At 70.4% G+C, this 19,878-nt stretch carries 18 protein-coding genes and 1 pseudogene; 13 read left to right on the forward strand and 6 right to left on the reverse strand.

The window, feature by feature from the left end; all coding sequences use genetic code 11:
* The first annotated feature begins 185 nt into the window (after nucleotides 1-185).
* Nucleotides 186-2,933 (forward strand): pyruvate dehydrogenase (acetyl-transferring), homodimeric type, encoded by a 2,748-nt coding sequence (gene aceE, locus ACZ63I_RS13885; RefSeq protein WP_469338468.1) that lies wholly within the window; start codon nucleotides 186-188, stop codon nucleotides 2,931-2,933.
* Between the two features lie 214 nt (nucleotides 2,934-3,147).
* On the opposite strand, the gene ACZ63I_RS13890 is transcribed toward aceE, so the two are convergent.
* The gene (locus ACZ63I_RS13890; RefSeq protein WP_469338470.1) at nucleotides 3,148-3,543 is read right to left on the reverse strand and encodes a peptidase inhibitor family I36 protein; all 396 of its coding nucleotides are present in this window, start codon (nucleotides 3,541-3,543) and stop codon (nucleotides 3,148-3,150) included.
* 177 nt (nucleotides 3,544-3,720) lie between these two features.
* A complete protein-coding gene (locus tag ACZ63I_RS13895) occupies nucleotides 3,721-5,328 on the reverse strand; it encodes an MFS transporter (RefSeq protein ID WP_469338472.1) in 1,608 nt (535 codons plus the stop codon).
* Nucleotides 5,329-5,456: 128 nt separating this feature from the next.
* On the opposite strand from ACZ63I_RS13895, the gene ACZ63I_RS13900 reads away from it, so the two are divergent.
* From ACZ63I_RS13900 to ACZ63I_RS13915, 4 genes and pseudogenes are all read left to right on the forward strand, one after another.
* Nucleotides 5,457-6,134, forward strand: coding sequence for a TetR/AcrR family transcriptional regulator (locus tag ACZ63I_RS13900; RefSeq protein WP_469338473.1), 678 nt, complete (start codon nucleotides 5,457-5,459; stop codon nucleotides 6,132-6,134).
* Between the two features lie 88 nt (nucleotides 6,135-6,222).
* Entirely contained in the window at nucleotides 6,223-7,440 is a 1,218-nt protein-coding gene (locus ACZ63I_RS13905; RefSeq protein WP_469338474.1) for an alpha/beta hydrolase, read from the forward strand.
* A 63-nt stretch (nucleotides 7,441-7,503) separates the two neighbouring features.
* Nucleotides 7,504-8,412: a DUF4429 domain-containing protein gene (locus tag ACZ63I_RS13910; RefSeq protein ID WP_469338476.1), complete on the forward strand. Its 909-nt coding sequence runs from the start codon at nucleotides 7,504-7,506 to the stop codon at nucleotides 8,410-8,412.
* A gap of 75 nt (nucleotides 8,413-8,487) precedes the next feature.
* Nucleotides 8,488-9,091, forward strand: a pseudogene (locus ACZ63I_RS13915) (LuxR C-terminal-related transcriptional regulator); the annotation flags it as partial.
* 128 nt (nucleotides 9,092-9,219) lie between these two features.
* Here the strand turns inward: ACZ63I_RS13915 and ACZ63I_RS13920 are convergent.
* Together ACZ63I_RS13920 and ACZ63I_RS13925 are read right to left on the reverse strand one after the other, a co-directional pair.
* A complete protein-coding gene (locus ACZ63I_RS13920) occupies nucleotides 9,220-10,236 on the reverse strand; it encodes an aldo/keto reductase (RefSeq protein WP_469338478.1) in 1,017 nt (338 codons plus the stop codon).
* Between the two features lie 6 nt (nucleotides 10,237-10,242).
* Nucleotides 10,243-10,710, reverse strand: coding sequence for a MerR family transcriptional regulator (locus ACZ63I_RS13925; protein ID WP_469338479.1), 468 nt, complete (start codon nucleotides 10,708-10,710; stop codon nucleotides 10,243-10,245).
* An 86-nt stretch (nucleotides 10,711-10,796) separates the two neighbouring features.
* On the opposite strand from ACZ63I_RS13925, the gene ACZ63I_RS13930 reads away from it, so the two are divergent.
* Both ACZ63I_RS13930 and ACZ63I_RS13935 read left to right on the forward strand, forming a co-directional pair.
* On the forward strand, nucleotides 10,797-11,264 hold the full coding sequence (locus ACZ63I_RS13930; RefSeq protein ID WP_469338481.1) for a GNAT family N-acetyltransferase: 468 nt from the start codon (nucleotides 10,797-10,799) through the stop codon (nucleotides 11,262-11,264).
* A 20-nt stretch (nucleotides 11,265-11,284) separates the two neighbouring features.
* Nucleotides 11,285-12,106 carry a serine hydrolase domain-containing protein gene (locus ACZ63I_RS13935; RefSeq protein WP_469338483.1) on the forward strand — a complete coding sequence of 274 codons (822 nt, stop codon included), beginning with the start codon at nucleotides 11,285-11,287 and terminating at the stop codon, nucleotides 12,104-12,106.
* A gap of 67 nt (nucleotides 12,107-12,173) precedes the next feature.
* Here ACZ63I_RS13935 and ACZ63I_RS13940 read toward each other — a convergent pair whose 3' ends face one another.
* Nucleotides 12,174-12,830, reverse strand: coding sequence for a pirin family protein (locus ACZ63I_RS13940; protein ID WP_469338485.1), 657 nt, complete (start codon nucleotides 12,828-12,830; stop codon nucleotides 12,174-12,176).
* 58 nt (nucleotides 12,831-12,888) lie between these two features.
* On the opposite strand from ACZ63I_RS13940, the gene ACZ63I_RS13945 reads away from it, so the two are divergent.
* From ACZ63I_RS13945 to fabF, 5 genes are all read left to right on the forward strand, one after another.
* Nucleotides 12,889-14,070, forward strand: coding sequence for a PucR family transcriptional regulator (locus ACZ63I_RS13945; RefSeq protein ID WP_041990122.1), 1,182 nt, complete (start codon nucleotides 12,889-12,891; stop codon nucleotides 14,068-14,070).
* An 89-nt stretch (nucleotides 14,071-14,159) separates the two neighbouring features.
* Nucleotides 14,160-15,098: an ACP S-malonyltransferase gene (locus ACZ63I_RS13950; RefSeq protein WP_469339219.1), complete on the forward strand. Its 939-nt coding sequence runs from the start codon at nucleotides 14,160-14,162 to the stop codon at nucleotides 15,096-15,098.
* Between the two features lie 12 nt (nucleotides 15,099-15,110).
* Nucleotides 15,111-16,109 (forward strand): beta-ketoacyl-ACP synthase 3, encoded by a 999-nt coding sequence (locus ACZ63I_RS13955; protein WP_469338487.1) that lies wholly within the window; start codon nucleotides 15,111-15,113, stop codon nucleotides 16,107-16,109.
* Nucleotides 16,110-16,174: 65 nt separating this feature from the next.
* The gene (locus ACZ63I_RS13960; RefSeq protein ID WP_041990116.1) at nucleotides 16,175-16,423 is read left to right on the forward strand and encodes an acyl carrier protein; all 249 of its coding nucleotides are present in this window, start codon (nucleotides 16,175-16,177) and stop codon (nucleotides 16,421-16,423) included.
* A 94-nt stretch (nucleotides 16,424-16,517) separates the two neighbouring features.
* A complete protein-coding gene (fabF, locus tag ACZ63I_RS13965; RefSeq protein WP_469338490.1) occupies nucleotides 16,518-17,780 on the forward strand; it encodes a beta-ketoacyl-ACP synthase II in 1,263 nt (420 codons plus the stop codon).
* Between the two features lie 87 nt (nucleotides 17,781-17,867).
* On the opposite strand, the gene ACZ63I_RS13970 is transcribed toward fabF, so the two are convergent.
* Nucleotides 17,868-18,677 (reverse strand): class I SAM-dependent methyltransferase, encoded by an 810-nt coding sequence (locus ACZ63I_RS13970; RefSeq protein ID WP_469338492.1) that lies wholly within the window; start codon nucleotides 18,675-18,677, stop codon nucleotides 17,868-17,870.
* Nucleotides 18,678-18,755: 78 nt separating this feature from the next.
* Here ACZ63I_RS13970 and ACZ63I_RS13975 point away from each other — a divergent pair, with 78 nt between their 5' ends.
* The gene (locus ACZ63I_RS13975) at nucleotides 18,756-19,472 is read left to right on the forward strand and encodes a GntR family transcriptional regulator (protein ID WP_469338494.1); all 717 of its coding nucleotides are present in this window, start codon (nucleotides 18,756-18,758) and stop codon (nucleotides 19,470-19,472) included.
* The last annotated feature ends 406 nt before the right edge of the window (nucleotides 19,473-19,878 follow it).

Below are 19,878 nucleotides of genomic sequence, written 5' to 3' on the forward strand. Positions count from 1 at the left end.
CGGACTCGGGGTGCGTTTTTCCGGAGAGTGCGGGTTACCCCTCGGTAGAGATGACGTTTCCGTCGCTCGCAGTACACGATGGAGACGGCGTACGTGCCGATCCCGCGAAGAAGCAGTATCCCGACGGCGTGCACTGCATCGATCGCGTGCAGCGGCACGACACGACCAAACAGCGAAGGAACAGCGTGGCTTCCGGATCCGATCGCAACCCGATCATCATTGGCGGCCTTCCCAGCCAGGTCCCGGACTTTGATCCCGAAGAGACCCAGGAGTGGCTCGACTCGCTCGACGCCGCTGTCGACGAGCGGGGGCGCGAGCGCGCCCGCTACCTGATGCTCCGACTGATCGAGCGGGCGCGCGAGAAGCGTGTGGCTGTGCCCGAGATGCGCAGTACGGACTACGTCAACACCATCGCCACCAAGGACGAGCCGTTCTTCCCCGGTAACGAGGAGGTCGAGCGCAAGGTCCTGAACGCCACCCGGTGGAACGCCGCGGTGATGGTGTCCCGCGCCCAGCGGCCCGGCATCGGCGTGGGCGGCCACATCGCCACCTTCGCCTCGTCCGCCTCCCTCTACGACGTGGGCTTCAACCACTTCTTCCGGGGCAAGGACGACGGCAAGGGGGGCGACCAGATCTTCTTCCAGGGCCACGCCTCCCCCGGCATCTACGCCCGCGCCTTCCTGCTGGACCGGCTCAGCGAGGCCCAGCTCGACGGCTTCCGCCAGGAGAAGTCCAAGGCGCCCTACGGGCTGTCCAGCTACCCGCACCCGCGCTCGATGCCGGACTTCTGGGAGTTCCCGACCGTGTCGATGGGCCTCGGCCCGCTCGGCGCGATCTACCAGGCCCGGATGAACCGGTACATGGAAGCGCGCGGCATCGCCGACACCTCCGACTCGCACGTGTGGGCCTATCTGGGCGACGGCGAGATGGACGAACCCGAGTCGCTCGGCCAGCTCTCCATCGCGGCCCGCGAGGGCCTGGACAACCTGACCTTCGTGGTGAACTGCAACCTGCAGCGCCTCGACGGCCCGGTGCGCGGCAACGGCAAGATCATCCAGGAGCTGGAGTCGCAGTTCCGCGGCGCCGGCTGGAACGTCATCAAGCTCGTCTGGGACCGCTCCTGGGACCCGCTGCTCGCGCAGGACAGGGACGGTGTCCTGGTCAACCGGTTGAACACCACGCCGGACGGCCAGTTCCAGACGTACGCGACGGAGACCGGCGCCTACATCCGCGACCACTTCTTCGGCGACGACCAGCGGCTGCGCGCCATGGTCGAGAACATGACCGACGAGCAGATCCTGCATCTGGGCCGCGGCGGCCACGACCACCAGAAGGTCTACGCGGCGTACGCGGCGGCCAAGGCCCACCAGGGCCAGCCGACGGTGATCCTGGCGCAGACCGTCAAGGGCTGGACGCTCGGGCCGAACTTCGAGGGCCGCAACGCGACCCATCAGATGAAGAAGCTCACGGCCGACGACCTGAAGCGCTTCCGCGACCGGCTGCACCTGCCGATCGCCGACAAGGAGCTGGAGGGCGGCGCGCCGCCGTACTACCACCCGGGCCGGGACTCGGAAGAGATCCAGTACATGCACGACCGCCGCAAGTCCCTCGGCGGGTACGTACCGACGCGGGTCGTACGGGCGAAGCCGCTGGCCCTGCCGGCGGACAAGACCTACGCGGCGGTGAAGAAGGGCTCGGGCCAGCAGTCGATCGCGACGACCATGGCCTTCGTCCGGCTGCTCAAGGACCTCATGCGGGACAAGGAGATCGGCAAGCGGTTCGTGCTGATCGCCCCCGACGAGTACCGCACGTTCGGCATGGACTCGTTCTTCCCGAGCGCCAAGATCTACAACCCGCTGGGCCAGCAGTACGAGTCGGTCGACCGCGAGCTGCTGCTGTCGTACAAGGAGTCGCCGACGGGCCAGATGCTGCACGACGGCATCTCGGAGGCCGGCTGCACGGCCTCGCTGGTCGCCGCGGGTTCCGCGTACGCCACGCACGGCGAGCCGCTGATCCCGGTGTACGTCTTCTACTCGATGTTCGGCTTCCAGCGCACCGGCGACCAGTTCTGGCAGATGGCCGACCAGCTCTCGCGCGGCTTCGTCCTGGGCGCGACGGCGGGGCGTACGACACTGACCGGTGAGGGCCTGCAGCACGCGGACGGCCACTCGCAGCTCCTGGCGTCGACCAACCCGGCGTGCGTCGCGTACGACCCGGCCTACGGGTACGAGATCGCGTACATCGTCAAGGACGGGCTGCGCCGGATGTACGGGCCCGACGCGTACGGTCCGGACAGCGAGAACGTCTTCTACTACCTGACGGTCTACAACGAGCCGATCCAGCACCCGGCCGAGCCCGCCGACGTGGACGCCGAGGGCATCGTCAAGGGCATCTACCGGCTCAGCGGCGGCGCCGGCGGCGCCATCCCGGCGCAGATCATGGCGTCGGGTGTCGCGGTGCCGTGGGCGATCGAGGCCCAGCGGATCCTCGCCGAGGACTGGAACGTCAAGGCCGACGTCTGGTCGGCGACGTCCTGGAACGAGCTGCGCCGCGAGGCCGTCGAGGTGGAGCGGCACAACCTGCTCCACCCGGAGGAGGAGCAGCGCGTCCCGTACGTGACCCGGAAGCTGTCGGGCGCCGAGGGTCCGTTCGTGGCGGTCTCCGACTGGATGCGTTCGGTACCGGACCAGATCGCCCGCTGGGTGCCGGGTCCGTACCAGTCGCTGGGCGCCGACGGGTTCGGCTTCGCCGACACGCGGGGCGCGGCCCGGCGCTTCTTCCACATCGACGCGCAGTCGATCGTCCTCGGTGTGCTCACGGAGCTGGCGAAGGCGGGCAAGATCGACCGTTCGGCGCTGAAGCAGGCGCTGGACCGCTACCAGCTCCTCGACGTGTCGGCGGCCCACCCGGGCGCGGCGGGCGGCGACGCGTAACAGCGCGCACACGACGTCACCGGAGTGACGGAGGGCGGCGGAACCCCGAGGGGGCTCCGCCGCCCTTCTCCGCATCACCCTTGCTCCGGCCCGTCGCCGGCACGGACTCCCTGCCGGCGTCGCGCGCGGTCCTGCCCGGCCCGCGACCGCTTCCGGCCGCGTGAGCGGGGGGCTCTGCGCGTACGGGCCTTCCCGCACCCCCGAGTACCCCACTTCAGCTCTCCCAGACCTTGAAGGCCCGAACGCGGTACGGCGAGCGCGGCACCCAAGTGCCGCCGCCGGGGTACGTCTCGAACTCGCCGGTCTCCGCGCACTCCGCCGACTGGTAGGTGGTGACGGGCCGTCCGGTGCGGTTGACCAGGGACTGCGCCGAGGTGCCTGGCGGCAGGGGTACGCAGCTCTCGATGCCCGTGTCGGCCAGCTCATGGGTCCGCCGCACGCCCGTGAAGTCGCCCTGGTCCCACAGGCACAGCTCGCCCGGCGCGCACGCCCCGAGCCGGGGAGGTGCGGCGGCTTCGGCCGTGGCCGCCGTCCGCGGCAGCGGTCCGGCCGCGACGAAGGCGAAGGCGAGCGCGAGCGCGCCGAGGATGGTGGTGATGGTCGTACGCATAGGAATCGGCCCCCGTGAATCGGTCAGGTGTTTCGTTGCCACCACTCTGACCTGCGGCGGACCGGCTGCGGAAGGGCCACCGGGATGCCCCACCCGGATAGGCGACAGCCCTGCCGGAACGTTCCGGCAGGGCTGTCGTGGGCGAGAAGTTGACGTCGGGTCAGCTCCCGGTTGACGTCAGATGTGCGCCGCTCCGCCCGCGGCGTCCGCGTTCTCGCCGCGCTTCGTCAGCAGCGCGACAAAGACCGCGACGGTGGCCACGATGCCGGCGACCAGGCAGGCCAGGCCCATGCCCGACATGAAGGTGTCGTGCGCGACGGACGTGATCTTCGCGGCGACCTCGGCCGGCATGCCCTTCTGCACCGGTGCGATACCGACCTGGACGGCCTCGGCCGCCTGGCCCGACTGCGCGCCGGTGAGCGGGGGAAGGCCCGCCTCGGCCCAGTTGCCGGGCAGTTCGCTGGAGACCCGCGACGCCATCACGGCGCCGAGCACGGCGGTACCGAGGCTGCCGCCGATCTGCATGGCGGACTGCTGCAGACCGCCCGCGACACCGGACAGCTCCATCGGGGCGTTGCCGACGATGACTTCGGTCGCGCCCACCATGACGGGGGCGAGGCCGAGGCCGAGCAGCGCGAACCAGATCGACATCTCGACCGTGCCCGTGTCGACCTTCAGCGTCGACATGCCGAACATGGCGACGGCGGTGAAGATCATGCCGCCGGCCAGGGGTATCCGCGGGCCCAGCTTCGTGATCACCAGGCCGGCCAGCGGCGAGGCGACGATCATCATGCCGGTGAGCGGCAGCAGATGCAGACCCGCGTCGACCGCCTTCATCCCGTGCACGTTCTGCAGGTAGAACGTCACGAAGAAGAGCCCGCCGAGGAAGGCGACGGCCATCAGCACCATCAGCACGACACCGGCCGACAGCGGTACGGAACGGAAGAGCGCCAGCGGGATGAGGGGTTCCTTGACCCTGGTCTCCCAGAAGGCGAAGAGCCCGAAGCAGACCAGCGAGACCACGATGAACGTCCAGGTCAGCAGGTCACCCCAGCCCCAGGTCGGGGCCTTGATGATGGCCCAGACGAGACAGAACATGGCGACGGAGAGCAGCGCGATCCCGAGGAGGTCGAAGGACTTCGGGGCGTTCTCCGCGCGGTGGTCCTTGAGGATCAGCAGACCGAGAACCAGGGCCAGCGCGCCGACCGGGACGTTGATGAAGAAGACGGACTGCCAGCTCACGTGCTCGACCAGCAGCCCGCCGAGCAGCGGCCCGGCGGCGGTGGACACGCCGATGACCATGCCCCAGATGCCGATGGCCATGTTGAGCTTCTCGGCCGGGAAGGTGGCGCGCAGCAGGCCGAGCGCCGCCGGCATCAGCAGCGCGCCGAAGAGGCCCTGGAAGACGCGGAAGACGATCACCAGGGTGATGCTGTGGGAGAGGCCGATGGCCCCCGAGGCGGCGGCGAAGCCGGTGACGCCGATGAGGAAGGTCTGGCGGTGGCCGAAGCGGTCACCGAGCTTGCCCGCGGTGATCAGCGCCACCGCGAGGGCGAGGAAGTATCCGTTGGTGATCCATTGGACATCCGCGAAGGACGCGCCGAGGTCCTTCTGGATGGCTGGGTTCGCGATCGCGACGATGGTGCCGTCGAGCGCCACCATCATGACGCCGATGGCCACGGAGAAGAGCGTCAGCCAGGGGTGGCCGCGCAGTCCCTTGGAAGGCGCCGGAGCCGGGGATTCCGGGGACTGTGGCGCCTGTTCGACGGTGGTCTGACTAGTCATACCGACAAGTTAGTGTCAGCCACTGACAGTTGACAAACCAATTCACAAGCCGGTAACTGTCATGTAGCTCACATGTCACACGCAGGTACCCTGACCAGGGAAAAGCAGACCGGAATGAGGCTCAGTCAGTGACTGTCGGGCAGCCGATAGGGCTGCGCGCCCGCAAGAAGCAGCGCACTCGCGACGCCCTGCTGCGCGCCGCACTCGAATTCTTCACCACGCGCGGGTACGAACAGACAACGGTCGATGAAATCGCCGATGCCGTCGAGGTCTCGCAGCGTACGTTCTTCCGCTACTTCGCCAGCAAGGAGGAGGTCGCCTTCGACGTCGTCTCCATGGTCGAGGGCGAGTTCGTCACCGCGCTGCGGCAGCGGCCCGCGCACGAGGGCCCGTTCGAGGCGATGCGCAACGCCGTCGCGGCCGGCTGGGACCGCGTCGACGAGGCGATCATGACCGTCGTACCGGTCGAGCTGTACATGCGGACGTACCAGATGATCGAGTCGACGCCCGCGCTGCTCGCCGTCCATCTGCGCCGCGCCAGCGTGCTGGAGGACGAGATCGCCCGGCTCGTCGCCGAGCGCGCGGGGCTCGACATGGACACCGACCCGCGGCCGAGGGTCGCCGTCGCCGCCTTCACCGGCGTGCTCAGACTGGCGGGCCGGCTCTGGGGGCAGGGCAGCGATCCGAGCCTGGAGGCGCTGCGCGCGCTGACGGAGGGCTATCTGGACCAGTTGGCCCCCTCGCTCACCGGCGAGTGGGGACATGCCCGGTCGCAGCCGGATATGCGCGGCGCACACGCGGAGTAAGGCTACCGTCGGTTCCTTCCCGCGTATGCCGTGATCTGCTCCGCCCTTGTCGTGAGGGGTGCCACGTGTCTTCTAGGGTGGTCTGTCAGTGACTTCCTTCAGTCCCACCTCCGCCCTCACCGTGTGGCGCACCCTGCTGGCGCTCGCCGTGGTGTTCGTGATGCTGGCAACGACCGGCTGGACCGCTGTACAGCAGCAACGCGGCCCGGGTGAACCCCTGGAGGCCGCCTTCGCGGCGTGGCGCAGGGCGACGGCGGGCGGCAGCCAGCGGCTCCCCGACCCGGCCGCCCCGCCGAGGCGGCTCGCGGCCTTCTTCGGCTCCCTGACCGCCGCCGAGCAGACGCGACTCGCCGACCGCTACCCGCTCGTCGTCGGCAATCTCAACGGCGCCCCCGTCACGCTGCGCTACCGGGCCAACCGGCGCGCCCTCGACCAGGCACGCAGGGTCGAGCTGCGCCGGACGCGCGACGCGCGGCTGTCGGCCGACGGCCGCTACGACGCGGGGCGCACGATGCGCCGCTACGAGTCGATGCTGCGCGGCAAGCGGCAGATCCTCGCCTTCGACCCCTCCGGTAGGGGCCGGGCCGCCGAGGTCTTCGGGGACCTGGACAGCGCCCGGCGCGTCTCGGTCGTCGTCCCCGGTGTCGACACGGACCTGCTGTCGTTCGAGAAGTTCAACGACAAGAAGTACACGGCGCCCGTCGGCATGGCCGAGTCGCTGTACGCGGCCGAGCGGGCGGCGGCGCCGGACACGCACACCGCCGTGATCGCCTGGGGCGACTACACCGCGCCCGCCGGGCTCGGCATGGACGCGGCCACCGGCAAGCTCGCGGAGAACGGCGCGGTACGGCTGTCCGCGCTCACCGGCGCACTGCCCGGCCGGTCGAGCGTCTCGCTGTTCTGCCACAGCTACGGCTCCGTGGTGTGCGGCGTCGCGGCCGGCCGTCTGCCGTCCAGGGTCGCCGACCTGGCCGTGGCCGGCAGCCCGGGGATGCGGGTGGCGAACGCCCGCCAGTTACACACCGGCGCCCGGGTCTGGGCCATGCGCGACAGCGACGACTGGATCGAGGACGTACCGCATCTGGACTTCGCCGGGCTCGGCCACGGCGCCGACCCGATGGCGCGCGGCTTCGGCGCCCGGATCGTCTCGGCGGCCGGCGCACGTGGTCACGGCGGCTATTTCGAACCCGGCACCGAGAGCGTCGGCAACTTCGCCGAGATCGGCGTCGGCGCGTACGCGGCGGTGACATGTGCCCACGGAGGCGGCGCGTGCCGCAGTGGAATCCGTGGTGCGGGAGAGAGCTGACGCGCGTAGATTTCCGTGCTTCGGCAGCAGACGCGCGGGCGCGCGCCGCCTAGGATGCACCACATGGGTGATGTGCTGTCCGGAATTCATACCACCTGGGAGTTCGAGGGCGACTCCGTGCTCGTCCGCTTCGAAAGAGGGATACGCACGCCGAAGCTCCTCCAGACCCTCCGCGAACGCCGCATCCCCCACAAGGCGTTGTCGTCGGTCACCCTCTCCCCGGGCAAACGCGGAACGGTCGTGATGCACGCAGTGCCGCGCCCCGGCGCCGACCCGCTGATGGACGCTGCGGCGGGACAGCTCAAGGAGAGCTGCGACCCGTACCGGCTGGTGCTCCCCGCAGGGCGCGAGACGCTCGCCGAGTACTACGCCGACGAACTGCGCGCCGCGCTCACCAGGACCGCCGGGTCGGCGGACCCGGGTACGGACGAGCCCGAGCCGGCCGAGCGCTATCTGGTGCCTGCGCCCGAGGCGCCGCTGCTGTTCAAGGCGTACGACGGCAAGGCGTCCTTCGACGGCAGCCGGGTCACCTTCCGGTGGTTCTGGACGGGCGCCTCCTCCACCAAGTGGAAGGCGGGCGACCAGAGTTTCCACGTCGCCGAGCTGCGCGGGGTCGAGTGGCGCTCCCCCGAGGTCTTCGACGGTTATCTGCGGCTGCTGCGGCGCGGCGACAGCGAGGCGGCGGCGCCGGACCCCGACCGGCCCGGCCAGGCCGACCACGACCCGGCGGCGGTGGTGTTCGGGCTCGGCTACGGTCCCGTCCACGAGTCGCTGCCGTTCGCGGCGGCGGTACTGGCCGCCGTACGGGGAGCGGGCCGCAGCCCGGTGCCGGTCCCCGCGACGGCGGGCAACGCGCGCGGGCCCGCCGCTGTGGCCGAGCGCATCCGGCATCTGGGCGAGCTGCACCGGGCGGGTCTGGTGACGGACGCCGAGTTCAGCGCGAAGAAGGCGGAACTGCTCGCCGAGCTGTGACGCGTTGCCTAGGCTGGGCGGGCTGTGTGACTCCGGTTCCGCACCCGCACTCGCTCACGCCCCCGCCCCCCCCCCGACATCGACGTGGTGGGCGAGGCACCGGACGGCAGGCGCGGCATCGAGGTGAGTCGCGCCACGCACCCCGATGTGGTGCTGATGGACGTGCGGGATGCCGGAGCTGGACGGACTCGCCGCCGCACGCGCGCTGTTGGACCCGCCGGCCGGGGTGGCGCATCTGCCGAAGGTGCTGATGCTGACCACCTTCGACGTGGACGACTAGGTCTACGAGGCGCTGCGCGCCGGTGCTTCGGGTTTTCTGCTCAAGGACGCGCCGCCCGCCGATCTGATCGCCGCCGTACGGGTCGTGGCGGCCGGCGACGCGTTGCTCGCGCCGTCCGTGACCCGGCGGCTGATCGCGGACTTCACCCAGCGGCGCCCCACCCCGCGCAAGGACCCCGCGCTGCGGCTGCCCGGCCTCACGCCGCGCGAGACCGAGGTGCTTGAGCTGATCGCCAAAGGCCGTTCCAACCTGGAGATCGCGGCCGATCTGGTGGTGGCCGAGCAGACGGTGAAGACCCATGTCGGCCGGGTGCCGGCCAAACTGGACCTGCGCGACCGCGCCCAAGCCGTCCTGTTCGCCTACGAGTCGGGGCTGGTCACGCCGGGCGCCGCGAACTGACCCTCCGCCACCCGGGTAGCACCCGGCAGTTGGCGCCCCGGTGCGATGTCCCGGCCCCCGTCCTGTTCCTACCTTCGTGCGGAGGGGGACGCCGGATGGCGGCGCCCCCCGTCCCGTATCAGGGCTCGTTACTCGCGGCCCGCCGACGTGAACGACATGTCGGCGTACCGGCCGCCCGTGACCTGCCCGGCGATCGGCTCCAGCAGCTCCAGCTCGCTCTCCGTGAGGACGATGCGCGTGGCGCCGACGTTCTCCTCGATCCGGCTGCGCTTGCGGGTCCCCGGGATGGGCACGACGGCGAGCCCGTACAGCGCGGCCCGCTGCTGCACCCAGGCCAGCGCGATCTGCCCGAGGGTCGCGTTTCGCCCCTCGGCGACCTTGCGCACCGGCGCCAGCAGCGCGGCGTTCGCCGCCGCGTTGTCCCCGGTGAACCGGGGCTGCTGCCGGCGGAAGTCGTCGGCCCCCAGCTCCTTGTCGGCGCTGACGAACGAGCCGGTCAGGAAGCCGCGGCCGAGCGGCGAGTACGGCACGAGCCCGACGCCGAGGTCGACCGCCGCGCCGATGACGCTGTCCTCGATGTCGCGGCTGAACAGCGACCACTCGGACTGGAGGGCGGCGATCGGGTGCACGGCCTGGGCCGCGCGCAGCTCGGACGCGGTGACCTCGCTCAGCCCCAGGTGCTTGACCTTGCCCTCGGCCACCAGCTCGGCCATGGCGCCGACGGTGTCCTCGATCGGGACGTTCACGTCCCTGCGGTGCATGTAGTACAGGTCGATCGTCTCCACGCCGAGCCGCTTGAGGCTGCCCTCAATGCACTGGCGCAGATACGGCCGGTCGTTGCGGATGGTCCGCTTCGTCGGGTCGGTCGGGTCGGTGCCCAGCGAGAACTTCGTCGCGAGGACGATCTCGTCGCGGTGCGCCTGGACGAACGGCGCGATGAACTTCTCGTTCTCGCCGGCGCCGTAGGCGTCGGCGGTGTCGTACAGCGTCACGCCCAGTTCCAGGGCGCGCTCCAGGGTGGCCCGCGCCTCGTCGACGTCCGTGGGGCCGTAGGACTGGCTCATGCCCATGCAGCCGAGCCCCTGGATCCCGGCCTCGGGTCCTTCGGTGCCGATCCGTACGGTGGGCAGCTTGGTGTCGCTCATCAGGGTTCAGACCCTCTCCGGCGCGGTGCGCGCGCCCGCGTAAAAACTGATCTTGTGGTCGAGCACGGCGACGGTGTCGTGCAGCTCGGCGATCCGGTGCAGTACGTCGCGCCGGGTCCGCTCCAGCAGTTCCTGCCGCTCCTCGAAGGTGTCTTCGCCGATCCGGATCAGCTCGGCGTAGCGGACCATGTCCGCCACGGGCATCCCGGTCAGCCGCAGTTTGCTGACGAAGGCGAGCCAGTCCAGGTCGCGGTTGCTGAACCGGCGCTGGCCGGTGTTGGACCTGTCGACGTGCGGCATCAGCCCGATCCGCTCGTACCAGCGCAGGGTGTGCGCCGTCAGTCCGGTGATGGCGGCGACCTCGCTGATCGTGTAGCGGTCCTGGCCGTCCGGGCGCGGATGCGGGAGGGGCGCCGATACGCAGATGTCGGTCCGGTCCTGGGTCGGCGCGGGGCTGCTCTCGATCAACGTCATACCCTCCACGCTAAATCCTTGGAGTGCACTCCAAGCAAGCGAAATCAGGTACGGCTTTCCAAGCCTGCGCGACTAGCGTGCCGAGCATGACTGCTGCACGCCGCGCGGATCCGGCGGACGCCGGGGAACTGGTACGTCTGCGCACGATCATGCTGAATTCGATGAAGCCCTCGACCGATACCGGCTGGCAGCCGACCGCCGTCCGGACGCTGCGCGAGCGACTGGCCGATCCGGCCGGGGATCTCGCCGCGTTCGTCGTGGACGGTCCGGACCGTACAGGCGTGCTCGCCGCGTGCGCCGTCGGGGTGGTGGAGCACCGGCTCGGCAGCCCGGAGAACCCGGCGGGCACCACCGGCCATGTCTTCAGCGTCGCCACCGACCCGGCGATGCGCAGGCGCGGCTACTCACGTGCCTGTATGCGGGCGCTGCTGGGCTGGTACGAGGAGCGCGGCATCCGCAGGATCGACCTGCACGCCTCACCCGAGGGCGAGCCCCTGTACGCCTCCCTGGGCTTCGCCCGCACCCCGGCTCCCGCCATGCGGCTGGTGCTTTAGCGTCCTCTAGGCTCGTGGCCATGGAGAGCCTGGCACTCATCGAGAACTGGCCCGTGCCCACAGCGGCGGCGGCCGTCGTACGGGCCGACGGCACGGTCGTCGGGTCGTACGGGCCGACGGCGCGGCCGTTCCCGCTCGCTTCCGTGACGAAGCCGCTCGCCGCGTACGCCGCGCTCGTCGCGTACGAGGAAGGCGCCGTCGAGCTGGACGAACCCGCAGGGCCCGAGGGGTCGACCGTCCGCCATCTGCTGGCGCACAGCAGCGGTCTGGCCTTCGACGAGCACCGCGCGACGAGCGCGCCCGGCACCCGCAGGCTCTACTCGAACGCGGGCTTCGAGGTCCTCGGCGACCACATCGCCAAGGCGACCGAGATCCCGTTCGCCGATTACGTGCACCAGGCGGTGCTCGAACCGCTCGGGATGGTGTCGACGTCCGTGGCCGGCTCCCCCGCCAAGGACGGCGTCTCGACCGTCGACGACCTGGTGCGGTTCGCCGCCGAACTCCAGGCGCCGCGGCTGCTGGATCCGCGTACGGTCCTGGAGGCGACGACGGTCGTCTTCCCCGGGCTCTCCGGGGTGCTGCCCGGCTACGGCAACCAGAAGAACAACGACTGGGGGCTCGGCTTCGAGATCAGGGACGGCAAGTCCCCGCACTGGACGGGCAGTTCGTCCTCGCCGCGCACCTTCGGGCACTTCGGCCAGTCCGGTACGTTCCTGTGGGTCGACCCGGCGGCGGGCGCCGCGTGCGTGGCGCTGGCCGACCGGGACTTCGGGCCGTGGGCGGTGCGGGCCTGGCCGCCGTTCACCGACGCGGTGCTCGCCGAACTGGCCGCCGGCGCCTGAGAGTCGGCCCGGCAGCTCTGCTCGGCAGCTCTGCTCGGCATCTCCGCACGAACCTCAGCCCGACATCTCAGCCCGACATCTCCCAGACCAGTACCTCGGCGGGTTCGGCCGCCGTCATCTCGATGCCCCGCGCGTCCGTGATCCGCGCCGAGTCGCCCGATTCCAGCTCCTCTTCGCCCAGCCACAGCCCCCCGCGCACCACGTGGACGTAGACGTACGCGGCGTCCGGCAGGGCCGCCCGCTCGCCCTCCTGCAACCGGCGTACGTGGAGCATCGCACCGGCCTGCGGGAGCGCGTACGGCGTGGAGTCGGCGATGCCGCGCACGATCTCGTACGCCGGCGCACCGCCCGGCTCCAGCGGGGCGAGCCACATCTGGACGAACACCAACTGGCCCGTGCCGTCGTTGCGTTCGACGTGCCGTACCCCGCCGCCCGAGCTGAGCCGCTGGACGTCGCCAGGACGTACGACGGTGGCGTTGCCCGCCGAGTCCTGGTGGGTCAGCTCCCCTTCGACGACCCAGGTGACGATCTCGGTGTGGCTGTGCGGGTGTTCGTCGAACCCGGCGCCCGGCGCCAGCCATTCCTCGTTGCAGGCGAGCACGGCGCCGAAGCGGAGATTGTCCGGCTCGTAGAAACGTCCGAAGGAGAAGGCGTGCAGGGTCTCGATGCCCCGGTCCGCGTCGCCTCCGAGATAACGGTCCTCTGCGTACCGCACGGTAATCACCGGACTACCGTAGCCCCGCCCGGCCAGGTACTCGCCCTGATAAGGCAGTCTTGTCCCCGTGCCTGAACCCGCGAACGAAGCCCACGAGCACTCCGCGACGCTGCGCCGCCTGGAGCAGTCCTCCGGCCGGCTGGCCGCGAACGCCATCGCGCTCATGGACCAGACGCTGCCGTGGTACCGGGCGATGCCGCCGGAGAACCGGTCGTGGATCGGTCTCGTGGCCCAGGCCGGTATCGCCGCCTTCACCGAGTGGTTCCGGCATCCGGAGGCTCCGCAGGCGATCTCCACCGACGTCTTCGGCACGGCGCCGCGCGAGCTGACCCGGGCCATCACGCTGCGGCAGACCGTGGAGATGGTGCGGACCACGATCCAGGTCATGGAGACCGCCATCGAGGAAGTCGCGGCGCCGGGCGACGAGTCCGTGCTGCGCGAGGCGCTGCTGGTCTACGCCCGGGAGATCGCCTTCGCGACGGCGCAGGTCTACGCGCAGGCCGCCGAGGCGCGCGGGGCGTGGGACGCGCGGCTGGAGTCCCTGGTCGTGAACGCAGTGCTGTCGGGCGAGGCCGACGAGGGCGCGGTCTCGCGGGCGGCTGCGCTCGGCTGGAACTCCCCCGAGCATGTCTGCGTGCTGCTCGGCACGGCGCCCGACGGGGACAGCGAGCTGACCGTCGAGGCGATCAGGCGGGCCGCCCGGCACGCCAAGCTCCAGGTGCTGACCGGGGTGCTCGGGGACCGGCTCGTGGTGATCGCCGGCGGCAGCGACAATCCGCTGCAGGTCGCGAAGGCGCTGATCGGCCCGTACGCGGCGGGGCCCGTCGTCGCGGGACCCGTCGTACCCGATCTGCTGGCCGCCACGAAGTCGGCGCAGGCCGCCGCCGCCGGTCTGAAGGCGTGCGCCGCCTGGCAGGACGCGCCGCGCCCGGTGCTCGCCGACGATCTTCTGCCGGAGCGCGCCATCGCGTCGGACCCGGCCGCTCGTGTCCAACTGGTGGAGGAGATCTACAGACCGCTGGAGGAAGCGGGCTCCGCGCTCCTGGAGACTCTGAGTGTCTATCTGGAGCAGGCGAGCAGCCTCGAAGGCGCGGCCAGGATGCTCTTCGTGCACCCCAACACCGTCCGCTACCGGCTACGACGTGTGACTGACGTCACCGGATGGTCACCCTCCGATGTGCGCTCCGCGTTCACGCTGCGAATCGCCCTGATCCTGGGGAGGCTGGCCGCCTTGGAGTCGAAGTCCTAAGCTTTTGTAGGACTCTTACAGTTAGCTTCACGGTTCTTGGTCCCTGTCCCCAGGGGCGCCAATGACCGTCCACAAGAGAGAGTGTGAGGGTGCTCGTACTCGTCGCTCCCGGCCAAGGCGCTCAGACGCCCGGCTTCCTGACTCCCTGGCTCGACCTCCCCGGAACCGAAGACCGGCTGCGGGACTGGTCGGCCGCCATCGGCCTCGACCTGGTGCACTACGGAACGAAGGCCGACGCGGACGAGATCCGCGACACGGCCGTGGCCCAGCCGCTGCTGGTGGCCGCCGCGCTGCTGTCGGCCCGTCAGCTCTTCCCCGCAGGTGACCTGACGTCCGCCGTCGGCGCCGTCGCCGGGCACAGCGTCGGTGAGATCGCCGCCGTCGCGCTGGCCGGCGTGGTGCCGGACGACGCCGCCATGGGGCTGGTCCGTACGCGTGGCATGGCCATGGCCGACGCGGCGGCCGTCACGGAGACGGGTATGTCGGCGCTGCTCGGCGGCGACCCCGAGACGACGCTCCCGCATCTGGCGAAGCTCGGTCTGACGCCCGCCAACGTGAACGGCGGCGGGCAGATCGTCGCGGCGGGCACGCTCGAACAGCTCGCCGCGCTGGAGGCGGACAAGCCGGAGGGCGTACGGCGTGTCGTGGCGCTCAAGGTCGCCGGGGCGTTCCACACCCGGCACATGGCGCCCGCCGTGGAGCGGCTGGAGGCGGCGGCGGCCGCGCTGGACCCGGCCGACCCCCTCGTGCCGTACGTCTCGAACAAGGACGGCGAGGCCGTCGCCACGGGACAGGAGATCCTGACCCGGCTGGTGGGGCAGGTCGCGAACCCGGTCCGCTGGGACCTGTGCATGGAAACGTTCACGCACCGGGGTGCCACAGCCCTTGTCGAGCTGTGCCCCGGCGGTACGCTGACCGGCCTCGCCAAGCGTGCGATGCCCGGGGTCAAGACGCTCGCGCTGAAGACCCCCGACGACCTCGACGCGGCCCGCGCGCTGATCGCCGAGCACTCCTCCACGGCCGAATAGGAGCCAGAGAGTATGTCGAAGATCAAGCCCAGCAGGGGCGCCGCGCACGCGCGCATCATGGGCGTCGGCGGTTACCGCCCGACGCGCGTGGTGCCCAACGAGGTGATCCTCGAAACGATCGACTCGTCCGACGAGTGGATCCGCTCCCGCTCCGGCATCGCGACCCGGCACTGGGCGTCGCCCGAGGAGACCGTCTCCGCCATGTCCGTGGAGGCGGCGGGCAAGGCCATCGCCGACGCCGGGATCACTCCCGAGCAGATCGGCGGCGTGATCGTCTCGACCGTCTCGCACTTCAAGCAGACCCCGGCCATCGCGACCGAGATCGCCGACAAGATCGGCGCGGGCCGCCCTGCCGCCTTCGACATCTCGGCGGGCTGCGCGGGCTTCGGCTACGGGCTGACCCTCGCCAAGGGCATGATCGTCGACGGCTCGGCCGAGTACGTCCTGGTCATCGGCGTCGAGCGGCTGTCCGACCTGACCGATCTGAGCGACCGGGCCACGGCGTTCCTGTTCGGTGACGGCGCGGGCGCCGTCGTCGTGGGCCCGGCGAAGGAGCCGATGATCGGCCCGACCGTCTGGGGCTCCGAGGGCGACAAGTCGGAGACCATCAAGCAGACGGTGGCCTGGACCGAGTGGGGCGGGCCTGGCGAGAAGTTCCCCGCCATCACCCAGGAGGGCCAGGCGGTCTTCCGCTGGGCCGTCTTCGAGATGGCGAAGGTCGCCCAGCAGGCGCTCGACGCGGCCGGGGTCAGCCCCGCCGACCTGGACGTTTTCATTCCGCATCAGGCGAACATGCGGATCATCGACTCGATGGTGAAGACTCTGAAACTGCCGGAGAGCGTCACGGTCGCGCGTGACGTGGAGACCACCGGCAACACCTCCGCCGCCTCGATTCCGCTCGCGATGGAGCGGCTCCTGGCGACGGGAGCGGCGAAGAGCGGCGACACCGCGCTCGTCATCGGCTTCGGGGCGGGTCTCGTGTACGCCGCGACGGTCGTTACCCTCCCCTAGGCACACCGGATCTTTCCGGAACGTGCCACACATTTCCCTCCGCCCAACATCGAAGGAGCGCCCACATGGCCGCCACCCAGGAAGAGATCGTCAGCGGTCTCGCCGAGATCGTGAACGAGATCGCCGGTATCCCGGTCGAGGACGTCCAGTTGGACAAGTCCTTCACCGACGACCTTGACGTCGACTCGCTGTCCATGGTCGAGGTCGTCGTCGCCGCCGAAGAGCGCTTCGACGTCAAGATCCCGGACGACGACGTCAAGAACCTCAAGACGGTCGGCGATGCTGCCGATTACATCGCCAAGCACCAGGACTGATCCAGCACCAGGACTGATCCGGTTCGTGCGTGACGCCACCCGGCGGTGGCGCCGTAAAAATTCAGCACCCTCTACACGTGGAGAAAGAATTCCAGTGAGCCCGACCAATCGCACCGTGGTCGTCACCGGTATCGGCGCAACCACACCACTGGGTGGCGACAGCGCATCGACCTGGGAAGGTCTGCTCGCGGGCCGCTCAGGCGCCCGCACCATCGAGGACGAGCGGTTCGCCGACCTACCGGTACGCTTCGCCGCCCTCGCCGCGGTCGACCCCGGTGACGTCCTGCCGCGCCCGCTCGCCCGCAGACTGGACCGCTCGGCGCAGTTCGCGCTGATCGCGGCCCGTGAGGCATGGGCGGACGCCGGCTACACGGGCAAGGCCGGTGAGGACGCCGCTGTCGACCCCGACCGGCTCGGGACCGTCGTCGCCTCCGGCATCGGCGGTGTGATCACCCTGCTCGACCAGTACGACGTGCTGCGGGAGAAGGGCGCTCGCCGCGTCTCCCCGCACACCGTGCCGATGCTGATGCCGAACGGCCCTTCGGCCAACGTCTCCATCGAGGTGGGGGCCCGCGCGGGCGCGCACACGCCCGTCTCCGCCTGCGCCTCGGGCGCCGAGGCCGTCGGGTACGCCGTCGAGATGATCCGTACCGGCCGGGCCGACGTGGTCGTCGCGGGCGGCACGGAGGCGTGCATCCACCCGCTGCCCGTCGCCGCCTTCGCCAGCATGATGGCGATGTCCAAGAACAACGACAACCCGACGGTCGCCTCCCGCCCGTACGACAAGGGCCGCGACGGCTTCGTCATCGGCGAGGGCGCCGGGATCGTCATCCTGGAGTCGGCCGAGCACGCCGAGGCGCGCGGCGCGAAGGTCTACTGCGAGATCCTCGGCCAGGGCGTCTCGTCGGACGCGCACCACATCGCGCAGCCCGAGCCGACCGGCCGCGGCATCGCGAAGGCGCTGGAGAACCTGCTGGCTTCGACCGACCTCAAGCCGGCCGAGGTCGTCCACCTCAACGCGCACGCCACCTCGACCCCGCAGGGCGACATCGCGGAGATCAGGGCGCTGCGCCAGGTCCTGGGCGACGACCTGGACCACGTGGCCGTGTCGGCGACGAAGTCCATGACGGGCCATCTGCTGGGCGGCGCGGGCGGCATCGAAACGGTGGCGACGGTCCTCGCCCTGCACCACCGCACCGCTCCCCCGACGATCAACATCGACGAGCTGGACGAAGAGGTGGAGGCGGACATCGTCCGCGACAAGCCCCGCCCCCTCCCGTCGGGCACGATCGGCGCGATCAACAACTCGTTCGGCTTCGGCGGCCACAACGTGGTAGTGGCGTTCCGCACGGTCTGACGACGCGACAGCGCAACGCCAGGTGCCCCGCCCGGTCTCCGGACGGGGCACCTGCGCGTTCCGGGACCTGGCGGCCCGGGAGTGACGTCAAACCGGTGTACGGCCGATGGCCAGTAGGTGGGAGCTGGCGGCGAGGAGTTCGGGGTACGGCTCGGCAAGGCGGGCGGCGGTCAGGGCGGATTGGAAGAGTTCCTCGCTCGGCGGGGCGCCCGTGGACTGTTCGACGGCCTTGAGCAGCGACCAGGTGGGGCCTTCGATGCCGACCACCTGGACGTCCCGGAGCCCCGCGGTACGCGCTTCTGCCGCGAGCTCTTCCGCCCGGTGGAAGTAGGAGACGGTGAAGCCGCGCCGACCGTCGTAGGTGGCGGTGGCGAGGATGTCGGTGATCGAGTTCCGCAGGCGTTCGCTGTGCAGGTGTGCCAGGGCGGTGTGTTCGAAGAGGGAGGAGTAGCGGTTGATCGCCGCCGCCACCACGAGGCCGCCGGGGCGGGTGACGCGCACGGCCTCGCCGAGTGCCCGCAGGCGGTCCCCGCGCTCGGGCAGATGGTAGAGCGGTCCCAGCAGCGCCACGACGTCGTACGACAAATCCTCTGCGTCGAGGCTGCGGGCGTCACCGAGTTCGGCCGGGCAGATGGAGCGCGCCTGCTCCACATGTCGGAGGACCGGATCGACAAGCCGCACCTCGTAGCCGTCCGCCACCAGCCAACGGGCGTGCACCCCCGTTCCGCCACCGACGTCGAGTACGCGCGCGGGCGCCGCCGGCAGGAAGCGCCGCAGCAACTCCTGCGTGCGCAGCAGCTCCAGTCTTCCGTCGGCGGAGGACGTCAACCGGCCCCCTTCGTCGAAGGTATGGGTGTAGAAGGTGATGACCTCGGGTGCCAGTTCGGGGGACGCCATCCCGACAGTATTCTCTGCACCGGTGGACCAGTCCAGAAGTCCACTCGATGACCCCACGATGACCCCACGAGGAGCCCCATGGCGCTGCTGAAGTACGAAGAAATCGCGGAATCCCTGCGGGTCCGGATGGCGAACGGCGAGTTCCCGCCCGGTGCGATGCTCCCGTCGGGCCGTGATCTCGCGGAGCAGTGGCAGGTCTCGCGCGCGACCGTGGTCAAGGCCATGGACGTTCTACGCAACGACGGCGTGGTCGAGGCCCGGCAGGGTTCCGGATTCATGGTGACCGAGACGGCCATTGGCCGCCCGGCGGGCAACCGGAAGTCAGGGGATGCGCGGGTGACCGGCGGCATGCCGTTCACCCGGGTCGGTGACCCGGAACGCGTCACTCCACCCACCCGCATCGCCACCGCTCTGAACGTCCCCGACGGTGTGGCGGCACTGCGCCGCTCTCGGCTGATGCAACTGCCGGACGGGACCCCGCACAGCTATGTCGAGGCCTGGTTCCCGCCGGACATCGCCAACCAGGCTCCGCGCCTGGAGCAGCACGCGCCTATCGCCGAAGGAACCACGAGGTATGTCAGGCGGCTGACCGGCCGCTACCCGGCCGAAGGCACCGACGTTACGACGGTCCGGCTCGCAACGAACGAAGAAGCACACCACCTCTGCCTCGACCTGCCTGCCGCGGTGGCCGTCACTCTCCACATCGCGTACGACCACGACGGGCATCCTCTGGTCTGCGAGGAAGGCGTCACGCCCGGAACCCTCTGGGAGCAGAGGGACACCTACCCGATGTAGCGGCCCACTCGACGGTTACGGGCAGTGGAAAGCCCACCCTTGACTGGACCGGTCCACCGGTTCAGTCGTTCGGGAAGGTGCACAGTCTTCGGTAGGGCATCACCATGGCCGGCCTACGCTGCCAGATCTGCGGCGGCCCCGCCGACCGTACGGCCGAGGGGGTGCTGTGGCTGATCGACGCCAATCGCAAGGACCTGAACCACGTACGGAGCCACACATGCCGGCCCGGTAGTCCTAGACGCCGGGCATTTCGCATTCGGCGACCCGCGCATGCGCTGGGTCCGCGCTCACCAACTCACCGTGCGGCTGCGGCATTTCACCGTGCTCGACCGCAACAGCACTCTCACCTGAAGCGAGGCAGCGCACGTGGGAACCGAATGGATCATTCTTTGGTCAGGGTGAGAGA

It is taken from the genome of Streptomyces sp. NPDC087906, from assembly GCF_055584925.1.

Bases quoted from the DNA above. Each gene is read 5' to 3' on its own strand.
- ACZ63I_RS13890 (WP_469338470.1), bottom strand. From the start codon at position 3,543: ATGCGTACGACCATCACCACCATCCTCGGCGCGCTCGCGCTCGCCTTC.
- ACZ63I_RS13895 (WP_469338472.1), bottom strand. From the start codon at position 5,328: ATGACTAGTCAGACCACCGTCGAACAGGCGCCACAGTCCCCGGAATCC.
- ACZ63I_RS13910 (WP_469338476.1), top strand. From the start codon at position 7,504: ATGGGTGATGTGCTGTCCGGAATTCATACCACCTGGGAGTTCGAGGGC.
- ACZ63I_RS13920 (WP_469338478.1), bottom strand. From the start codon at position 10,236: ATGAGCGACACCAAGCTGCCCACCGTACGGATCGGCACCGAAGGACCC.
- ACZ63I_RS13925 (WP_469338479.1), bottom strand. From the start codon at position 10,710: ATGACGTTGATCGAGAGCAGCCCCGCGCCGACCCAGGACCGGACCGAC.
- ACZ63I_RS13930 (WP_469338481.1), top strand. From the start codon at position 10,797: ATGACTGCTGCACGCCGCGCGGATCCGGCGGACGCCGGGGAACTGGTA.
- ACZ63I_RS13935 (WP_469338483.1), top strand. From the start codon at position 11,285: ATGGAGAGCCTGGCACTCATCGAGAACTGGCCCGTGCCCACAGCGGCG.
- ACZ63I_RS13955 (WP_469338487.1), top strand. From the start codon at position 15,111: ATGTCGAAGATCAAGCCCAGCAGGGGCGCCGCGCACGCGCGCATCATG.
- ACZ63I_RS13960 (WP_041990116.1), top strand. From the start codon at position 16,175: ATGGCCGCCACCCAGGAAGAGATCGTCAGCGGTCTCGCCGAGATCGTG.
- ACZ63I_RS13970 (WP_469338492.1), bottom strand. From the start codon at position 18,677: ATGGCGTCCCCCGAACTGGCACCCGAGGTCATCACCTTCTACACCCAT.
- ACZ63I_RS13975 (WP_469338494.1), top strand. From the start codon at position 18,756: ATGGCGCTGCTGAAGTACGAAGAAATCGCGGAATCCCTGCGGGTCCGG.